This window comes from Nocardioides lacusdianchii (assembly GCF_020102855.1).
GTDB classification, from domain to species: Bacteria; Actinomycetota; Actinomycetes; order Propionibacteriales; family Nocardioidaceae; genus Nocardioides; species Nocardioides lacusdianchii.
In genome coordinates this window covers 237,963-255,622 of the sequence record NZ_JADHZD010000004.1, presented here as the reverse complement: position 1 = coordinate 255,622, position 17,660 = coordinate 237,963, and the positions used below count along the sequence as shown (strand labels likewise).

The following is a 17,660-nucleotide window of genomic DNA, read 5'->3' as shown; positions in this document are numbered from 1 at the left end:
TCCATGCGACCGACTCGTACGACCGCACCCGTCCTCGCCTTCTCGCTCGTGCTGCTGGCCGGCGCCTGCGGTGAGGGGACCAGCCAGTCCGCCGACGACCCCGCTGCGACCAGCGCCAGCCCGGAGCCCACCGCCACGGCGGAGCCGGTCGAGCCGGTCGACTTCGGCAGCGAGCCGACCATCAGCCCGACCTACAAGGACGCCGCCCTGCGCGCGGTCGACGACGAGCTCATCACCATGGTCCCGACCGTCCTCCCCGAGGGCTGGACCACCGTCGGCGGCGGCTACAGCCCCGACCCGCAGTGGTGGCGCATGGAGTTCACCGCCCCCACCGGCGACGTGGTGCTCGACCAGCTCCCCGGCACCAGCGCCGACGCCCTGGCCGAGGCCGACGTCACCGAGGCCGAGGGGGTCGACCTCACCGACTGGGGCACCGGCACCTGGTCGGCGTGGGACCACGACGGCGCCAGCGTGCTGGCGTACGACCTCAAGGGCAGCACCGTGGTCCTCCAGGGCCCGGACGTGGAGACCGTCCGGAGCCTGGCGGAGTCGCTGCTGCCCGCCGAGGACGCGGTCGACCAGGAGGGCTGACCTCCCGGTCCGACCTCCTGCGTCAGTCGTTCTCCCACGTCGGGCCGCCGCCGCGCAGGCGGTCGGGCTCGACGGTCACCATCGGGTTCATGCCGACCCGGCGACCGTTGACCATCCGCCACGACGAGTACGTCGTGGTGTAGGCGTCGCGGCTGTAGGGCTTCTCCCACATCAGGTTGAAGTTCGCCATGTAGTCGCGGACCAGGCCACGGCCGTGCATCGAGAACATGATCTCGTCCTGCGGGGTGCCCAGGCTCGACCAGTTGGTCGACCCGGTCCAGACGATGTGCGAGTCGGGGACGCCCTTGTAGGAGCCCTTCAGCACGAAGTACTTGTGGTGGGTGTAGCGCTCGATGCTCTCCGGCATGTTGTCGATCTCGGGATCACCGGTGGGCACGTCGTCGCGCAGGTTGAAGCCGGTGGAGCGCAGGGGCACGCGGCCCCGCGCAGTCGGCGCACCGATCTGCTGCTTGGTGTGGAAGCCCATCAGGCCGTAGTTCACCCGCAGGTTGCATCCCTGCGCGTGGAGCTCGCGGAGCTTGTCGGCGATGTAGTTGCCGCGGTTGCCGCGCATCGTGTGCATCGACAGCGCCAGCTGGGTGCGGCGCGGCGCGCCGGCGGCGTCGGTGTAGGTGCACTGGATGTTGTTGAGGATGCCCATGACGACATCGGTCTTCTGCGTGGTGTAGCGCGGGAAGACGATGTTGAAGTACTTCTCCATGTCGCCGGCGGGGCACACACGCCCGGCGGAGCAGAAGCCGTAGGACGGCCGGCGCTTGTCCCAGTCGGGGCGCATGTCGTTGAAGAGCGCCTCGAACTGGTCGTAGAGGGTGCGCTTGCCGACCGAGGTCCACAGGTCGTTCCACTGCCAGCGCACGGCGTTGAGGGTCATGTTGTAGGAGCCCAGCATGACGACGTTGCGGTTCCGGCCGGTGCGCGAGAACAGGTAGAACTTGCTGTGCAGGTTGTTGTACTCGTTGTTGTCGGCGCGGCAGCCGGAGACGCAGCGCTTGAGGAAGCTCTTCTTCCTGGTGTTGTTGCCCAGCACCTTCTGGATGCGCACCTGCGCGCCGGGGACCAGGTGGTCGTTGAGGAGGACCTGCACCTTGACGCCGCGCTTGTGGGCGCGGATGAGCTCGTCGGCGACGACCTGGCGGTCGAGGGAGTAGGCCGAGATGATGATCTTCTCGCCCTTGGGCGTGTTGCGGATGGCCCGGAGCAGGTGACGCTCGATGACGAAGCGGTCCTTGGGCACCATCGGGTTGTTGAACTTCGGCCCGATCGGCACCTTCCAGCGCTTGTTGGGCTTGCCGGGCTTGCGAGCCGCGAGGGGCGCCGTCCGGAGGTCCGTGGCGGACACGCTGCCGCCCGGCGCCGCGGCGCCCGCGGACGAGGTGCCCACGACGGCAGGCGCCATCAGCGAGGCGGCGAGGCCACAGGTGGCCAGCAGGGCAATGAGCTTCGAACGCACGTACAACTCCCTCGGGGTGCCCCATGGCACCCGGGTCAGTGATTCCCCCGGGACCGCGGCGGCACGTCACCCGTGCTCGCGCGGACGTCGGCCACGATATCAGCGACCAGGCGGGCGGCCGATTCGAGCAGCTCGTCGGCCGTGACGGTCCCGGGCTCGCGACCGGCACCCTTCCCGGCCCCGGCGGCAGGCTCCCCCACTCCCAGGGAGGAGAGGTCCCCGAGCACGTCGAAGCCCCGCGCGGTGATCAGCTCGGCCGCGGAGCGGTCCAGCTCGTCGAACCGGGCACGGTGGTGCTCGGGCAACCCGCCGCGCTCACGCGGCTGCCGCGCCAGCAGGTCCTCGGCCAGGTAGCCGCGGATCCACACGCCGCGGTCGTGGGCGGAGTACGCCGGCAGGTGCTGGTTGACCAGGCGCAGCGTCTCGATCTGCACGATGCCCAGGGCCGGGTTCACCGACTCGGTCGGTACGTCGTAGGCGTCGGGGTCCACGCCCAGCACCTGGGCGAAGTGGCGCCAGTGCAGGTCGGGGGCCTGACCACGGCCCGGCATCATCAGCACGTGGACCCGCTCCCCCGGGAGGTCCGGGGTCCAGCGCTCGAGGACCCCGGCGAGGTCCCAGGTGCGCATGCTGAACTCGGGACCCCCGGCGGGCCGCCCGGCCATCACGTCGTCGAGGCCGACGCTGCTGCCGTTCTTCACCGACTCCTGCCACCCGGCCGAGACCACGCTGGCGGCGTCGCGGGCGGTGACGACGACGTGGACCTCGGCGTCGGGGAAGGCCGCGACGGCGCGCGAGGCCTGCTCGGCGCTGGCCCCGCAGAGGAACTCGTGGGTCAGCAGCACGTCACCGTCGTACGACGCGGCCTCGTCGACGAGCCGCTGCCAGGCGCCGGGCGCGTTCTTGTGCCGCTTGGCCAGTCGCGGGCGCTCCTGCAGGTCGAGGGCGGCCCAGAGGTGCTCGCGGTGCCCGAAGCCGGGGACGAGGAGGCCGTCGGACCGCAGCCGGTCGCGGTTGGCCCAGACGACCTGCTGGAGGTAGGTCGTCCCGGTCTTCGGCAGGCCGATGTGGAGGAAGACCCGGCGCGGACGGCCGGCGCCCCGGCCTGGGCTCAAGAGAAGTCCCCGCGGTACTTCCCGAGCAGCTCCTCCAGCCTCTTCTCGTCGCGGGCGGCGACCGGGAGGAGGAGCTCGGAGACGACGTCGGTGAGCTCGGCGAGGCGCACGTTGAGGGCCCGGTTCTCCTGCACGGCCTCCTCGAGGGCGGCGACGCGTCGCTCGAGGTCGCCTCCCTGGGCTCCCTGCCGGTTCTTCAGTCCGAACATCCCTGCTCCCTCACACGTTCCAGTCGATGATCATGCGGCACACCTGCGAGCTGCCGGAGTCCGCCGAGACGCGCTCACGCACCTCGTGGAGGATCCGGCCGCCCGACTCGGCGACCTCGGCGGCCACGACCGCCGGGTCGAGGGGCTTGCGCGCGCCCGTGCGCCGAGCGTAGCCGTCGCGGCCCTTGTCGCTGAGGAACTGCAGGTGCAGCGCCTCAGTGGTGCCGGCGACCATCATCCGCGCCGAGCGGAGCATGTTGAGCCGGCCGCGGTGCCCGAGGCGCTCGATGACGTGGACGCAGCCCACGGCACGCGGACCCGGGGTCCGCGCGACCCACGCCGACACCGCGAGGACGTGGCGCAGCTCGAGCAGGTTGAACAGCTGGAAGCTCACCCGCGGGTCGTCGGCGCGCCGCTGCGCCTCGGCCTCGTAGGCGAAGGGCTGGAAGTCCAGGCCGATGGCGCGGGTGCCGCGGTCGGCGAAGAACGCCACGTCCGCGCCGCGGCCGCAGCCGATGTCGACGTACGTCGCCAGGTCGGGGTGGCGCTCGACGACCTCCCTCGCGACGGCGGAGACCGACACCTGCTGGTGGATGGTGCGCTTGTGGTAGCCGTGCCACCCGGCACGGCCGGTGCGCATCCCGCGGAACCAGCCGTTGAAGAGCTCGATCGTGCTGGCCGGGGTGGTGAACTTGTAGGCCGGGTCCGGCACCCGCCAGCTCGGTCCGTAGGTCGCGGTGAGGAACTTGTCGGTGTTGGCCGGGACCGGGAACTCGCGGCCCTCCAGCGAGGCGGTGCCGAGGGGGTAGATCCAGTCGCGCCGGAACGGCACGGCGATCTCCCCCATGAGGTAGAGGGTGCCGTCGCGCATGAAGCCGCCGAAGACGTCCAGGCCGCGGTCGAGCCCGTCGCTCTCGCGCACGTGCACCTTGAGCGCGATGGCGCTGTAGCGCGTGACGCGGTAGCCCATGTCGGTGAGCGCACGCTGGATCCGGAAGGACTCGCGGATGACGTCGACCGGGTGGTCGTAGGTGCTGACGTAGCCGAGGTCGGCGTCGCTGTCGTGGCCGATGAGCCCACCGTCGCGGATCGCGCCCAGGGCGGTGCCGTAGGCCAGGAAGGCGTCGAGCCCCGCCTCGCGCAGGGCACCGAGCACCTCCTCGATGGCGTCGAGCAGCGGCTCGACGTGGGCGGCGTCGCGCAGGTCGAACGTCTCGACCAGCTTGAGCGACTTGTCGAGGGCCAGCGGGCGCCCGGCCGGGTTGACGACCTCGATGCGCTCCTGCTTCTCGCCGAGGTGGACGGTGGCGGCGTGGAGCACCGCCCCGCTGCCGGGATCGGTGAGGGTGAGGTCGGTGGTGCCGTCGATGTAGGGCCGCAGCGGCTTGGGCCACCGCACGAGGTGGCCCTCGTCGTGGGGCTCGCCGTCGCGGTGCAACCAGAAGGACCAGATCCGCCGGCCGTCGAAGGCGACGTCGAGCAGCTGCTCGCAGGGGTTCGCGAGGAGCAACCCCTCCTCGTCGATGCGGTGCACGTCCAGCGCGCCGGCACGCCGCAGCTGGCCCAGTGACTTCACGCGGCGGAGTATATCGAGGCCGCGACCGGTCATGGGCCCTCGGTCAGCGTGGCCTGAGCGTGGACCAGCGCGTGGTCGGACGCGCGCCCGCTGTCGGTAGCGGCGTAACCGTCGAACGCAACGCCGGTGGAGCCGAAGACCCAGTCGACCTGCATGCTCGTCGGCGGCGCGCAGGCGGCACCCGTGCTGCCGCCGGAGGCAGACGAGAACACCCCTCCGGCGGTGAAGCGGCAGAAGATCTCCGCGCGCTCGTTGAAGTCGCCGGTGACGATGACGGGGGTGCCGTCCTCGGCGTGCAGCGCCGTCAGGTGGGCAATCTCCATGCCCGCCGCCTCGGCACGCCAACGGGCGTTGTTGCCCAGACGGGGGGTGTCGGCCGGGTTGTGGAAGTTGGCGAACCAGGCGCGGCGGCCCGTGGTGGTCGACTCCAGCAGCACGACCGGCATCTCGATGCGGCTGCCGCCGGCGTACGGGATCGGCAGCGTGTGCGCCTCGACGAGGCGGAACATGCTGGAGCGCCAGGCGATGTTGAAGCGCACGGACTTCGTGCCGAGCGAGAGCCCCGGGTAGAGCGAGTACTCACCCGCGCGGGCGGCGAACATGTTGTGCTGGGTGGACTCGAACTCCTGGAACCCCACGACGTCGATGCCGTTGCTGCGCAGCATCGAGATCGCCATGTCCATGCGTGGGCCGGCGTCGGGGTAGGAGGCGGGCTTGTTGCCCCCCGGGCCGGTGTGCGAGTCGCCGAGGACGTTGAAGCTCGCGACCCGGAAGGAGACGGGCTGGGTGCGCGCCTCCAGCTGCTTCGAGACGCGCTTGGCCAGGCGCCGCTGGGCTGCGCGAAAGCGCCTGACGGACCGGTTGAGCGCCGCCTCGGCCGAGGCGCCGTCGGCGGAGCCGGGCTCCGCCTGGTCCCCGTCCCCGTCCCCGTCACCGTCACCGGAACGGCCGCTGTCCTCGCCCGTCGCCGGCTCGGCGGACCCGCTGCCGGAGGCGTCCGAGGTCTCCGAGCTCGCCGGGTCGGCCGAAGGGCCGACCGGCCCCGGGCCGGAGAAGAACGAGGCCCACACGACGACGGGGACGAGCAGGAGCACCAGCACGGGTGCCCACACCTGCGCGCGCGGCCGGGAAGGGCCGGGCTCGCTCAGTGAGGGATCCTTGTGCTTCACGGCCACCTTCTGCGAGAACGGGAGCCGGAGGTTCGCGGCAGACCTCGACGCAGGGCGGGACCGGCTCGTGAGGCCAGCCTAACCGACGATCAGGACCCCGGCACCGCCAACGGGTCGAAGGCGGAGAACAGCTGGTAGGGGTCCATCGTCGATCCCGGAACCGGCGGCAGGCCGAGCGAGCGGGTCACCAGGTTGGCGACGTCACCGACCCGGACCGGCTGGGTCCCGGAGTAGGCCGGCTGCTGCTTGCCGGGCGAGGTGAGCGCCGGGTTGAGGGCGTAGAGGTCACTGCCCGGCGCCACGCCGGGGCCGGAGACCCACATCGGCACCCGATAGCTCTGCGCCCACGTGGCCGAGGAGCCCTTGGTGCGCTGCGCGCCGCCGGTGCCGGTGACGACGAAGAGCGTGGTGCCGTTCATCGCCGACTGCTTCTCGATGCCGCGCCGGATGGCCGCGATGCGCTGGAACGTCTTGCGCACCGCCTTCTGGTAGGCCGGGCCAGTGTAGCCGTCGGCCTGTCCGGCCTTCATGACGCCCGAGAGCTCGATGACGCTGAGCTGGCTGGCCCGGCGCGCGATCTTCTCGCGCCACCAGCCGACCGCCTTTGCGTCGTCGCTCGTCACCTTGAAGGAGTCGATCTTGGCGGTGCCGTCGTCCTTGCCGTAGGGGTCCTTGCCCCCCGACTGCCGGTTCCAGCTCCGGCGTACCAGCTCGGCCTGTGGGCGGGAGGCGAGGAACGTGGTGCGGTGCGAGGTGTTGTGCGAGAGGTCGAAGATGCTGGAGACGTACTGCCCGGCCGAGGCGTGCACGGTCGAGGGCAGGGACTTCCCCTTGCCGACGCCGTGGCCCCCACCCTTCGGGAAGACCCGGCGACCGCTCAGCAGCGAGACCAGGTTGGCGTCCGGTCCGGTGTTCTCCACGACGGTGCGCGCGTTGGTGGTCAAGGCGCCGTTCTCGGTCAGGCGACCGACCTCGGCGAGGTCGGCACCGTAACCGTTGACGACCGTCGAGGTCAGGCCCGGGACCGCGACGACGACAACGTGATCGATGACGGGAGGCGCGGAGGCCGGGACGACGGCGTTGGCGTAGTAGAGGGGGTGGTCGCTGGTGCGGGCGACGAAGTCGTTCGTGAAGCGGGTGTAGCCGTTGAAGAAGACGTCCTTGGATCCCATGATCCAGTCGATCGCCCCGCCCGTCGGCGCCGAGCAGGTCGAGCCGTCGACGAAGCCGCCGCTCGCGGACCAGAGGTCTGCCGCAGGCGCGACGGCGCAGTAGTAGCCGCTGCCACGCTCGTTCTTGTCGCCGAGGGATATGAACGGCACCCCTGGGTAGGCCGCGCGCAGCTCGTTGGCCAGCGCGACCTCCATGGCGAAGCCCGCGTCACGCCACTGCTGGGCGGGTCCGCGCACGTCGGCGGGGTTGTGGGTGTTGAAGAACCACACCCGGCGACCGGTGTCCTGGTTCTGCAGCAGCACCGCCGGCATCCGGCTCGGCACGCCGTCGAAGTAGGGGATCGGCAGCGTCCGCGCCTCGAGGAGCTGCCAGACCGAGGCGTCCCATCCGATCGAGTTCACCGAGGGTCCAGCGGGGTTGTTCAGCCCCGGGTAGGTCTGCCAGGAGGCGCCCATGAGCTCGGCGAAGCGGGCAGCCTGCGGCGGCTGGAACTCCTGGAAGCCGACCACGTCGAGGTCGCGGTCGCGCAGGATGCTCACCACGCGGTCCATGCGCACGACACCCGAGTCCCAGCCCTTGCGCTTGCCGCCCGGCGCGGTGTGGTCGGCGCCCAGGATGTTGAAGTTGCCGACGCGGAAGGAGGTGGCGGGCGTCGTCTGCACCGCCTCGTCGGCCACGGCCGCCGCCGAGGCGGGCGCCGACGGGCTGAGGAGGAGGCCGGAGGCCAGCGTCAGCGCGACGGCGCAGAGGCGTCGTACGGGGCGCGTGGTGCGCTGGGGAGCGGTCGTGCCGAACATGCTGGGAGCCTCACAGTCGTCGGGGAAGTGGCGTCGTCGAGGTGTCACCGACCAGGCCACTGACCGCGTCAGACCGGCCCCGATCGATGTGACAGAAGTGACTAAAGCGATCAAAGGGTAACACCTGCCCCCGGGTGTGGCCCTGACTCCGCGAGCACCCCGCACGCTACGGTTGCGGACGTGAGCACCACCCCGACCCGCGTCTTCGTGGCCCGGCTCGTCGGGCTGCCGATCTTCGACCCCCAGGGCGACCAGGTGGCCAAGGTGCGCGACCTGGTCGTCGCGCTCCGCACCGAGACGAGCCAGCCGCGTGTCCTCGGCATGGTCGCCGAGGTGTTCGGCCGCCGCCGGATCTTCGTCCCGATGACCCGCATCACCGCCATCGACAGCGGCCAGGTGCACACCACCGGGCTGCTCAACATGCGCCGGTTCGAGCAGCGCTCGACCGAGACGCTCGTGATGGGTCAGATGCTCGACCGGACCGTGACCATCAAGGACCCCTCGGGCGGGGCCGGCGTCACCGGCGTGGTCTTCGACGTGGCGATGGAGCAGGCCCGCAACCGCGACTGGGTGCTCTCGCGCGTGGCCGTGCAGGAGCCCAGCAAGGGCTTCCGCCGGCGCGGGCAGACCCACGTCGCGGAGTGGCGCGACGTCACCGGCCTCACCCGCCACGAGCCCGCGCAGGGCGCGACGCACCTGATCGCCGCGCTCAACGACATGCGCCCCGCCGATGCGGCCAACATGATCCACGACCTGCCCCGGGAGCGGCGTACGGCCGTCGTGGCGGCCCTGGACGACGAGCGCCTGGCCGACGTGCTGGAGGAGCTGCCGGAGGAGGACCAGGTCGAGATCCTCGAGCACCTCGACTCCGAGCGCGCCGCCGACGTCCTCGAGGAGATGTCGGCCGACGACGCCGCAGACTTGATCGCCGACCTCAACCCGGAGACAGCGGCCACCCTGCTCGGGCTGATGGAGCCCGACGAGGCCGAGGACGTGCGGCGCCTGATGTCGTACGCCGACAACACCGCCGGCGCGATGATGACGCCCGAGCCGGTGATCCTCTCCCCCGACGCCACCATCGCCGACGCGCTCGCCCACGTGCGCAACCCGGAGCTGACCCCGTCGCTCGCGGCGCTCGTCTACATCTGCCGCCAGCCGCTCGAGACCCCCACCGGCCGCCTGCTCGGGGCCGCCCACATCCAGCGCCTGCTGCGCGAGCCCCCGTCGACGCTGGTGGCCGCCGCCCTCGACGACTCCATGGACCCGCTGCGCGCCGACGCCTCGATGGACGAGGTGGCCGCCCACCTCGCGACCTACAACCTCGTCGCCGCGCCCGTCGTGGACGACGAGGGCCGCCTCATCGGCGCGGTCACCGTCGACGACCTGCTCGACCACATGCTCCCCGAGGGCTGGCGCGACCGCGCCCCGCGACCGGGTCCGATCGCCGGCCCGGGCAGCGGAGGTGGTGGGCGATGAGCGACAACCGCCGCACCCGGCTGGACACCCCGCGCGACGTCCGTCGCCACCTCGTGCGCCGCCCCTCCTACGACTCCGACGCCTTCGGCTCCTTCGCCGAGCAGTTCGCTCGCTTCATGGGGACCGCGAAGTTCCTGATGTACATGACGCTCTTCGTCATCGTCTGGATGGCGTGGAACACCCTGGCGCCGGCCGACCTGCGCTTCGACGAGTTCCCCTTCATCTTCCTCACCCTCATGCTCAGCCTGCAGGCGTCGTACGCCGCGCCCCTGATCCTGCTCGCGCAGAACCGCCAGGAGCAGCGCGACAAGGTCGTCGCCGAGCAGGACCGGCAGGCCAACGCCCGCGCCCACGCGGACATGGAGTTCCTCGCCCGCGAGGTCGCCTCGCTGCGGATGGCGGTCGGCGAGGTGGCCACCCGCGACTTCCTCCGCTCCGAGCTCCGCGGCCTGCTGGGCGACATCGAGGACCTCTCGACCCGCGGCCCGGAGGACAACGCACAGGCCCCTCCGGACCGCGTGCAGCGGCCGGGACAGTGAGGTCGCGGGGCGGCTCGTAGACTTCGGCATCATGAGCACCCCCACGCAGCAGCAGGTGATGGACGCACTGGCGACCGTCAACGACCCGGAGATCAAGCGGCCGATCACCGACCTGGGGATGGTGGACACCGTCGAGGTCGCCGAGGACGGCTCCGTGGCGGTGCACGTGCTGCTCACCGTGGCCGGGTGCCCGCTCAAGGACACCATCAACCGCGACGTCACCGCGGCCGTCTCGGGCGTCCCCGGGGTCACCTCGGTGGAGCTCACGCTCGGCGTGATGACCGCCGAGCAGCGCGCCGGGCTCAAGGAGATCCTCAGCGACGGCCGCGCCCAGCGCGAGATCCCCTTCGCCCAGGCCGGCTCGCTCACCAAGGTCTACGCCATCGCCAGCGGCAAGGGCGGTGTCGGCAAGTCGTCCGTCACGGTCAACCTCGCCCTCGCGCTCGCCGCGCAGGGCCTGCGCGTCGGCATCGTCGACGCCGACATCTACGGCCACTCGGTGCCCGCGATGCTGGGCATCGCCGACGCCCGCCCGACCCAGGTCGACGACCTGATCATGCCGGTCCCCACGCCCAGCGGCGTCTCGGTCATCTCGATCGGCATGCTCAAGCCGCGCCGCGACCAGGTCGTCGCCTGGCGCGGACCGATGCTCGACCGGGCGCTCGTGCAGATGCTCGCCGACGTCTACTGGGGCGACCTCGACGCCCTCCTGCTCGACCTGCCCCCGGGCACCGGCGACGTGGCGATCTCGCTGGGCCAGCACCTGCCGAGCGCCGAGGTCGTCGTCGTGACGACGCCGCAGGAGGCGGCCGCGGAGGTCGCCGAGCGCGCCGGCACGATGGCCTCGATGATGCACCAGCGCGTCGTCGGCGTCGTGGAGAACATGAGCTACCTCCCCTGCCCGCACTGCCCGGCCGAGGACGACCACCGCCTCGAGGTGTTCGGCAGCGGCGGCGGTGACCGGGTCGCGGCGACGCTGTCGGAGCGCTTCGGCTACGACGTGCCGGTGCTGGCGCGGATCCCGCTGGACATCTCCCTGCGCGAGGGCGGCGACGTCGGCAAGCCCATCGTGGAGGCCGACCCCACGGCCCCTGCGGCGCGGGAGCTCACCAAGGTCGCCACGACGCTGTCGGGTCGCGGTCGAGGACTCGCGGGCCTGCAGCTCGGACTGACCCCCTCCAACAGGTTCTGACCAGTAGGTTCTGACCCATGTTCGACGTGGGGCTCCTCGAGCTGGCCGTGATCGCCCTGGTGGCGGTCGTCGCGCTGGGTCCCGACCGCCTGCCCGACCTGGCCCGGCAGGCCGCCCAGCTGCTGCACCGCGCCCGCGGGCTGGCCCACAACGCGCGCGACGAGCTGCGCAACGAGCTCGGACCGGAGTACTCCGACCTCCAGCTGCGCGACCTCGACCCGCGCTCGATCGTGCGCAAGCACCTGACCGAGGCGATGGCCGAGGTCGACCGCGAGGCCGCGAAGGAGAAGGCCAAGGACTCGCTGCCCCAGGGACAGGTCCCGCCCTACGACGTCGAGGCGACCTGATCCCCGCCTGAGCAGCTAGTCCTCGCGGCTCTGCACGGCGACCAGGCCGGCGTACGGCACCAGCAGCTCGCTGCCCGCGCTGTTGCGGGCCTCCAGGAAGTCGGCGCCGACGCGGTGGACGTATGCCTCGTGGCGGGTGCCGTCGGCCAGGTGCAGGAGGCACCGCGCCCCCGCATCGGCAAGGCGGCGCAGCGCCGCCCGCAGTCCCAGCCGGTCGATCGGCGACCACGCCACCTCGGGCACCGAGCGCCCGCTGGCCCCGTGCACCGCGGCCACCGCGCGGAGCGGGACGATCCAGTCCTGCCGTGTCGCGCCGAGCAGGCACCACTCCTCCCCCACCCGGGCCAGTCGACCCTCGAGGCGACCGACGTGCGGCAGGTCGAGCGCCACGTCCTGGCCGCGGGAGGCCATGAGCCGGCTGGCGAGAGTGACGCCTCCGTACTCGGTGCGGGCCCGATCGGCGAGCTCGGCCTCCCGGTCGGCCTCCCAGGCAGCGGCGGCCTGTCCCTCGAGGTCGTCGAACAGGGCGAAGAGGTCGTGCTCCCAGGACATTTCCCAAGCCTAGGCCGTCGCGGACGGCTGTGGAGAAACCTTTGACAAGCCGGCCAAACCTTCGTTGAATGATGCAAACGCACGCAAACGAAAGGTTCGCGATGTCTCGGGGGACAGCTCGCGCCGCACGACCGGTCGCCGTCTGGCTGGCGGTGAGCGTCGTGGCGCTCGCCTCGGCCGCGGCACTTCCGGGCGCCTGGCAGGCCGTGGCCGACCGGGCCGGACGTCCCGGCGCCGAGGTCGACCTGCTGGTCGCGGCGTGCGCGACCGGGCTCGCGGTGTCGCTCGCCTGGCTGTGGGCGATCACCACGGCCACGGTCGCCGGCGTCCTCGTCGGCTCCGGGCGTCCCGCTGCTCCGCACGGCGCCACTCGGCGACTGGTGCTGCTGGCCTGCGGCGTTGCTGTCGTGGCCGGCAGCGGCACCCCCGCGCTGGCGGCCGACGGCGACGCCAACGGCGCCACGCTGCTCGCCGGGCTCCCGATGCCTGACCGTGCCGTGGCACCTGCTTCCGTGGCGCCCCGGCAGCCCGAGGTGCGGCCAGTCGCGCGTCCTGCTCCCACCGCCGTCTCGCAGACCTACGTCGTGCGCCCCGGCGACTCCCTGTGGTCGATCGCCGACTCCCACCCCGGGCCCGGCACCTCCGGCTCCGTCCACGAGCGGTGGCAGGCGATCTGGCAGGCCAACCGCGACGTCGTGGGCGACGACCCCGACCTGATCCTCCCCGGCCAGGCGCTCCGCCTGCCCGGACCCCACCACCCCGACCGGCCCCAGCCGCGGGCACCGAAGGACGGAGATCGATGATGAGCACACCGGACACCACCCACGCCGAGGTCCACGCCGAGGTCATCCACCTCCGGCCGGCGGCGGCACACGTCCCGGGCTCCCCCGCGAGCGTGCAGGGCGCCCTGGCGCTGGACCTCACCCCGCGCACCGCTCCCCCACGCCCGCGCCTGCGCAGCGCCCGTGCCTCCGACGTGGTCGCGCTCGCCCGCGCCGAGCGCAGCCACGTCGACGCCTTCGTCGGCCGCTACCTGCAGGCGCTCGTGGAGATCGCCTCCGGCGACCGGCCGGTCAGCCAGGTGCTCCGGCACACCGCGCCCGAGGTCTACGAGGACCTGACGTCCCGCGCCCGGACGGTCGCCGCGGCGGCCGGCACCACGCCGGGGCGGACCAGCAGGCCCAACCCGACGCGGCCGGTCGTCGTCGGCGTACGCACCGCGCTGATCCGCGACGACGCGGTCGAGGCCAGCGCGCACGTGCGCTACGGCCGTCGCTCGCGCGCGGTCGCCGCCCGCTTCGAGATCAGGCGGGACCGCTGGCAGTGCGTGGCGATCGCCTGGGGCTGAGCCCCGGGCGATCGTCGCTCAGCCGCCGGCGCGCGTGGTGTGGCCCGAGGCCCCGCCGGGGGCGCCGTGGCACCGCTTGAACTTCTGGCCCGAGCCGCAGGGGCACAGCGAGTTGCGACCGATCCCGGCGAACTCGTCGTCCTCGTCGGCGGGCGCGGCGTGCACCTCGGCCTCGCCGTCCTCCGACGGAGCGCTGTAGGACAGGTTCTGCGGCCGGCTCGGCTTCTCCAGGCCCTTGGCCCGGATGGTGGGCGCCGAGGCGTGGGCGGTGGCCTGCGCGAAGTCGATCTGCGGCGTGGCCGCCGAGACCTGGGGCGCGGCGGGCACGACCTCGTCGTCACCCTCGGCGCCGTCGTCACCGTCCTCCTCGACCTCCACCTGGAGGTTGAAGAGGTAGCCGACCGACTCCTCCTTGATGCCGTCCATCATGGCGGTGAACATGTCGAAGCCCTCGCGCTGGTACTCGACCAGCGGGTCGCGCTGGGCGTAGGCACGCAGCGAGATGCCCTCGCGGAGGTAGTCCATCTCGTAGAGGTGCTCGCGCCACTTGCGGTCGAGGACCGAGAGGACCACGCGGCGCTCGAGCTCGCGCTGGACCTCCTCGCCCATCTCGTCCTCGCGGCGGTCGTAGGCCTCCTGCACGTCCTTCTGGAGGTCCTCGACGAGCTGCTCGCGGCTGATGTTCTCCAGGCCGCCGGCGGCCTTGATGACGCCGTCCTTGGTCAGGCTGACCGGGTAGAGCTGGCCGAGCGCGGTGAAGAGGGCGTCGAGGTCCCACTCCTCCGCATAGCCCTCGGTCGCGCCGCGGACGTAGCCGGCGACGACGTCGTCGAGGAAGCCGCGGATCTGCTCGCCGAGGTCGGCGCCCTCGAGGACACGGCGACGCTCGGCGTAGATGACCTCGCGCTGGCGGCTCATCACGTCGTCGTACTTGAGCACGTTCTTGCGCGACTCGAAGTTCTGCGACTCGATGTTGGCCTGGGCGCCGGCGATGGCGTTGCTGACGCGCTTGGCGTCGATCGGCACGTCGTCGGGGACCTTGAGGACCGTCAGGATCCGGTCGACCCACTCGGACTTGAACAGCCGCATCATCTCGTCCTGGAGCGAGAGGTAGAACCGGGACTCGCCCGGGTCTCCCTGACGCCCGGACCGACCACGCAGCTGGTTGTCGATGCGGCGCGACTCGTGGCGCTCGGTGCCGACGACGTAGAGGCCGCCGAGCTCGCGGACCTCGTCGTGCTCGGCCGCGACCTGGGTCTTGATGCGCTCGAGCATGGCGGGCCACGCGGCGTCGTACGCCTCGGGGTCCTCGACCGGGTCGAGACCCTGCTTGCGCAGCTCCTGGTCGGCGAGGAAGTCGACCGAGCCACCGAGCATGATGTCGGTGCCTCGACCGGCCATGTTGGTGGCGACGGTGACCGCGCCGCGGTGGCCGGCGAGCGCGACGACCTTGGCCTCGTCGGCGTGCTGCTTGGCGTTGAGGACGGTGTGCGGGATGCCGCGCTTCTTGAGCAGGTTGGAGAGGTACTCGGACTTCTCGACCGAGACCGTGCCGATGAGGATCGGCTGGCCCTTCTCGTGGCGCTCGGCGACGTCGTCGGCGACGGCCTCGTACTTCGCCTCCTCGGTGCGGTAGACGAGGTCGACGTTGTCGACGCGCTGCATCGGGCGGTTCGTCGGGATCGGCACCACGCCGAGGCTGTAGATCTTGTCGAACTCCGAGGCCTCGGTCATGGCCGTGCCGGTCATGCCGGAGAGCTTGTCGTAGAGGCGGAAGTAGTTCTGGAGGGTGATCGTGGCGAGGGTCTGGTACTCCTCGCGGACGGTCACGCCCTCCTTGGCCTCGATCGCCTGGTGCAGGCCGTCGTTGTAGCGGCGCCCGGCCAGGATGCGGCCGGTGTGCTCGTCGACGATGAGCACCTCGCCGTCCATGACGACGTACTCCTTGTCGGTGCGGAACAGCTCCTTGGCCTTGATGGAGTTGTTCAGGAACGAGATCAGCGGCGTGTTGACCGAGTCGTAGAGGTTGTCGATGCCGAGGTGGTCCTCGACCTTGGTGATGCCGGGCTCGAGGACCGAGATGGTGCGCTTCTTCTCGTCGACCTCGTAGTCGGTGTCCTTGACGAGCTTGCGGGTGATCTTCGCGAACTCGGCGTACCACTTCACCTCGTCCTGGGTCGGGCCGCTGATGATGAGCGGGGTCCGGGCCTCGTCGATGAGGATCGAGTCGACCTCGTCGACGATCGCGAAGTTGTGGCCGCGCTGGACGCACTCCTCGACCGAGTCGGCCATGTTGTCGCGCAGGTAGTCGAAGCCGAGCTCGTTGTTGGTGCCGTAGGTGATGTCGCAGGCGTAGGCCTCGCGACGCTCGGCGGGACGCATCGACGGCAGGATCACGCCGGTCGTCAGGCCGAGGAAGTGGTGGACGCGACCCATCTGCTCGGACTGGAACCGCGCGAGGTAGTCGTTGACCGTGACGACGTGGACGCCCTTGCCCTCGAGGGCGTTGAGGTAGGCCGGCAGCACCGCGACGAGGGTCTTGCCCTCACCGGTCTTCATCTCGGCGATGTTGCCGAGGTGGAGGGCCGCCGCGCCCATCACCTGGACGTCGAAGGGCCGCATGCCGAGCACGCGCTTGCTGGCCTCGCGGACCGTGGCGAAGGCCTCCGGCATGAGGTCGTCGAGGGTCTCGCCGGCGGCGAGCCGCTCGCGGAACTCCCCGGTCATCGCGCGGAGCTCGTCGTCGGTCATCTTGACGAAGTCGTCCTCGATGGCGTTGACGGCCTTGGACACGGCTTCGAGCTCACGGAGGATCTTGCCCTCGCCGATACGGAGGAGCTTGTCGATGATGGCAGGCACGAGTGGTAACTGTACCTACCGCTCCCACGAGCGGTGCAATGCGTGCGCCAGCTCGCCCGCGAGGTCGCCGCGACCGTCCACCACGACGTCGTCCAGGCCGAGCCAGCCCGCGAGGTGGCGCAGCTCGCCGGCCAGCTCCTCGGCCGTCCCCGGAGGCGCTCCCACCTCGGCGTACGCCCCCGGCACCCGCAGGACGCCGGCGGCGCGGTCCGCCTTGAGGTCGACGCGCGCCACCAGGCGGTCGCCGAGCAGGAACGGCAGGACGTAGTAGCCGTGGACCCGCTTCGCGGCCGGGACGTAGATCTCGATGCGGTAGAAGAAGTCGAACAGCGCCTCGGTGCGCGCCCGCTCCCACACGAGCGGGTCGAAGGGGCTCAGCAGCGTCCGGGCGGCCACGCGCCGCGGCAGGCGGGCGTCGCGGTGGAGGTACGCCGCCCGCTTCCACCCCTGGACCGACACGGGCTCCAGCTCGCCGGACTCCACGAGCTGCTCGATCGCGACGCGCACGCTGGGCGCACCGGGCGCGGGCTGGAGGCGCAGGCGGTAGTAGTCGGCGAGGCACTGCGCGCTCGCCACGCCGTGGGAGCGTGCGGCACGGCGTACGAGCTCGGTGACCGCGTCCTGCGGCGCGGGCGTGGGGGCGTCGAGGACTGCCGCCGGCAGCACCCGCTCGGGCAGGTCGTAGAGCACCTCGAACTGGCTGGTGCGCCCGGCGATCGCGACGTCACCGACGAGGTAGAGGTAGTCGAGCACCTTGCGCGACTCCGACCAGTTCCAGCCCCAGTGCTCCTTGGTGCGGGGACCGGTGCTGAACTCCTCCTCGAGGTCGCGCGCGGTCACGGGGCCGCGGTCGCGCACAGCGGCCAGCACGCGCGGCTCGAGCGCGGCGTCGGCGGTGAAGCCCCACTTGCCGCGCTCGGAGCGGTAGGTCTCCATCCGGTGGCGCATCAGCGGCCACAGGTCGACCGGCATCAGGGCCTGGACGTGCGCCCAGTACTCCACGACCCGTCGCGGCCGGCGCTCGGCGGCACGCGTGAGCAGCCCGGTGTCGTAGGGGCCCATCCGCGAGTAGAGCGGCATGTAGTGGGCGCGCTGGAGCACGTTGACCGAGTCGACCTGCAGGACGCCGGTGCGCTGCAGGGTGCGGTCGAAGGTGCGCGTGGTCGGGGTCGCGTGGGCCCGGTCGGTGAAGCCCTGCGCGGCCAGGGCGACGCGGCGGGCCTGGAGGCGGGTCAGCGACTCCATC

Annotated in this window: 16 protein-coding genes; 7 read left to right on the top strand and 9 right to left on the bottom strand. The window is 71.7% G+C overall.

From position 1 onward, the window contains the following. The first annotated feature begins 3 nt into the window (after positions 1-3). The gene (locus IRX98_RS07705) at positions 4-591 is read left to right on the top strand and encodes a hypothetical protein (RefSeq protein ID WP_224275491.1); all 588 of its coding nucleotides are present in this window, start codon (positions 4-6) and stop codon (positions 589-591) included. Between the two features lie 22 nt (positions 592-613). On the opposite strand, the gene IRX98_RS07700 is transcribed toward IRX98_RS07705, so the two are convergent. The 6 genes from IRX98_RS07700 to IRX98_RS07675 form a co-directional block, all read right to left on the bottom strand. Then, positions 614-2,062: a phospholipase D-like domain-containing protein gene (locus IRX98_RS07700; protein WP_224275488.1), complete on the bottom strand. Its 1,449-nt coding sequence runs from the start codon at positions 2,060-2,062 to the stop codon at positions 614-616. Between the two features lie 35 nt (positions 2,063-2,097). Further along, positions 2,098-3,177, bottom strand: a complete 1,080-nt coding sequence (locus IRX98_RS07695) for a hypothetical protein (protein ID WP_224275486.1) — start codon at positions 3,175-3,177, stop codon at positions 2,098-2,100. Then, entirely contained in the window at positions 3,174-3,386 is a 213-nt protein-coding gene (locus tag IRX98_RS07690) for a DUF6752 domain-containing protein (RefSeq protein ID WP_224275483.1), read from the bottom strand. The genes IRX98_RS07695 and IRX98_RS07690 overlap by 4 nt, the downstream gene beginning before the upstream one ends. Positions 3,387-3,396: 10 nt before the next feature. Continuing rightward, a complete protein-coding gene (locus tag IRX98_RS07685) occupies positions 3,397-4,962 on the bottom strand; it encodes a LicD family protein (RefSeq protein ID WP_224275481.1) in 1,566 nt (521 codons plus the stop codon). Between the two features lie 29 nt (positions 4,963-4,991). Then, positions 4,992-6,131 carry an endonuclease/exonuclease/phosphatase family protein gene (locus IRX98_RS07680; protein ID WP_224275479.1) on the bottom strand — a complete coding sequence of 380 codons (1,140 nt, stop codon included), beginning with the start codon at positions 6,129-6,131 and terminating at the stop codon, positions 4,992-4,994. An 89-nt stretch (positions 6,132-6,220) separates the two neighbouring features. Next, on the bottom strand, positions 6,221-8,101 hold the full coding sequence (locus IRX98_RS07675; RefSeq protein ID WP_224275476.1) for a hypothetical protein: 1,881 nt from the start codon (positions 8,099-8,101) through the stop codon (positions 6,221-6,223). Positions 8,102-8,281: 180 nt separating this feature from the next. Between IRX98_RS07675 and IRX98_RS07670 the strand changes: the two genes are divergently transcribed. Genes IRX98_RS07670 through IRX98_RS07655 form a run of 4 tightly spaced genes read left to right on the top strand, consistent with a single transcriptional unit; the run spans position 8,282 to position 11,655 of the window. Continuing rightward, entirely contained in the window at positions 8,282-9,577 is a 1,296-nt protein-coding gene (locus tag IRX98_RS07670; protein WP_224275472.1) for a magnesium transporter MgtE N-terminal domain-containing protein, read from the top strand. Continuing rightward, complete coding sequence (locus IRX98_RS07665; RefSeq protein WP_224275469.1) at positions 9,574-10,116, top strand: DUF1003 domain-containing protein; 543 nt, start codon at positions 9,574-9,576, stop codon at positions 10,114-10,116. The genes IRX98_RS07670 and IRX98_RS07665 overlap by 4 nt, the downstream gene beginning before the upstream one ends. A gap of 31 nt (positions 10,117-10,147) precedes the next feature. Next, entirely contained in the window at positions 10,148-11,308 is a 1,161-nt protein-coding gene (locus IRX98_RS07660; RefSeq protein ID WP_224275465.1) for an Mrp/NBP35 family ATP-binding protein, read from the top strand. Between the two features lie 17 nt (positions 11,309-11,325). Beyond that, positions 11,326-11,655 (top strand): sec-independent translocase, encoded by a 330-nt coding sequence (locus tag IRX98_RS07655; protein WP_224275462.1) that lies wholly within the window; start codon positions 11,326-11,328, stop codon positions 11,653-11,655. Between the two features lie 15 nt (positions 11,656-11,670). On the opposite strand, the gene IRX98_RS07650 is transcribed toward IRX98_RS07655, so the two are convergent. After that, positions 11,671-12,207 carry a hypothetical protein gene (locus IRX98_RS07650; protein ID WP_224275459.1) on the bottom strand — a complete coding sequence of 179 codons (537 nt, stop codon included), beginning with the start codon at positions 12,205-12,207 and terminating at the stop codon, positions 11,671-11,673. A 101-nt stretch (positions 12,208-12,308) separates the two neighbouring features. On the opposite strand from IRX98_RS07650, the gene IRX98_RS07645 reads away from it, so the two are divergent. Beyond that, positions 12,309-13,010, top strand: a complete 702-nt coding sequence (locus IRX98_RS07645; RefSeq protein WP_224275455.1) for a LysM peptidoglycan-binding domain-containing protein — start codon at positions 12,309-12,311, stop codon at positions 13,008-13,010. Next, the gene (locus IRX98_RS07640) at positions 13,010-13,555 is read left to right on the top strand and encodes an Rv3235 family protein (protein WP_224275453.1); all 546 of its coding nucleotides are present in this window, start codon (positions 13,010-13,012) and stop codon (positions 13,553-13,555) included. Before IRX98_RS07645 ends, IRX98_RS07640 begins: the two co-directional genes overlap by 1 nt. Positions 13,556-13,573: 18 nt before the next feature. Here IRX98_RS07640 and secA read toward each other — a convergent pair whose 3' ends face one another. Together secA and IRX98_RS07630 are read right to left on the bottom strand one after the other, a co-directional pair. Next, positions 13,574-16,414, bottom strand: a complete 2,841-nt coding sequence (gene secA, locus IRX98_RS07635; RefSeq protein WP_224275451.1) for a preprotein translocase subunit SecA — start codon at positions 16,412-16,414, stop codon at positions 13,574-13,576. Positions 16,415-16,429: 15 nt separating this feature from the next. Continuing rightward, positions 16,430-17,659 carry a winged helix-turn-helix domain-containing protein gene (locus tag IRX98_RS07630; RefSeq protein WP_224275449.1) on the bottom strand — a complete coding sequence of 410 codons (1,230 nt, stop codon included), beginning with the start codon at positions 17,657-17,659 and terminating at the stop codon, positions 16,430-16,432. Position 17,660: the final 1 nt, after the last annotated feature.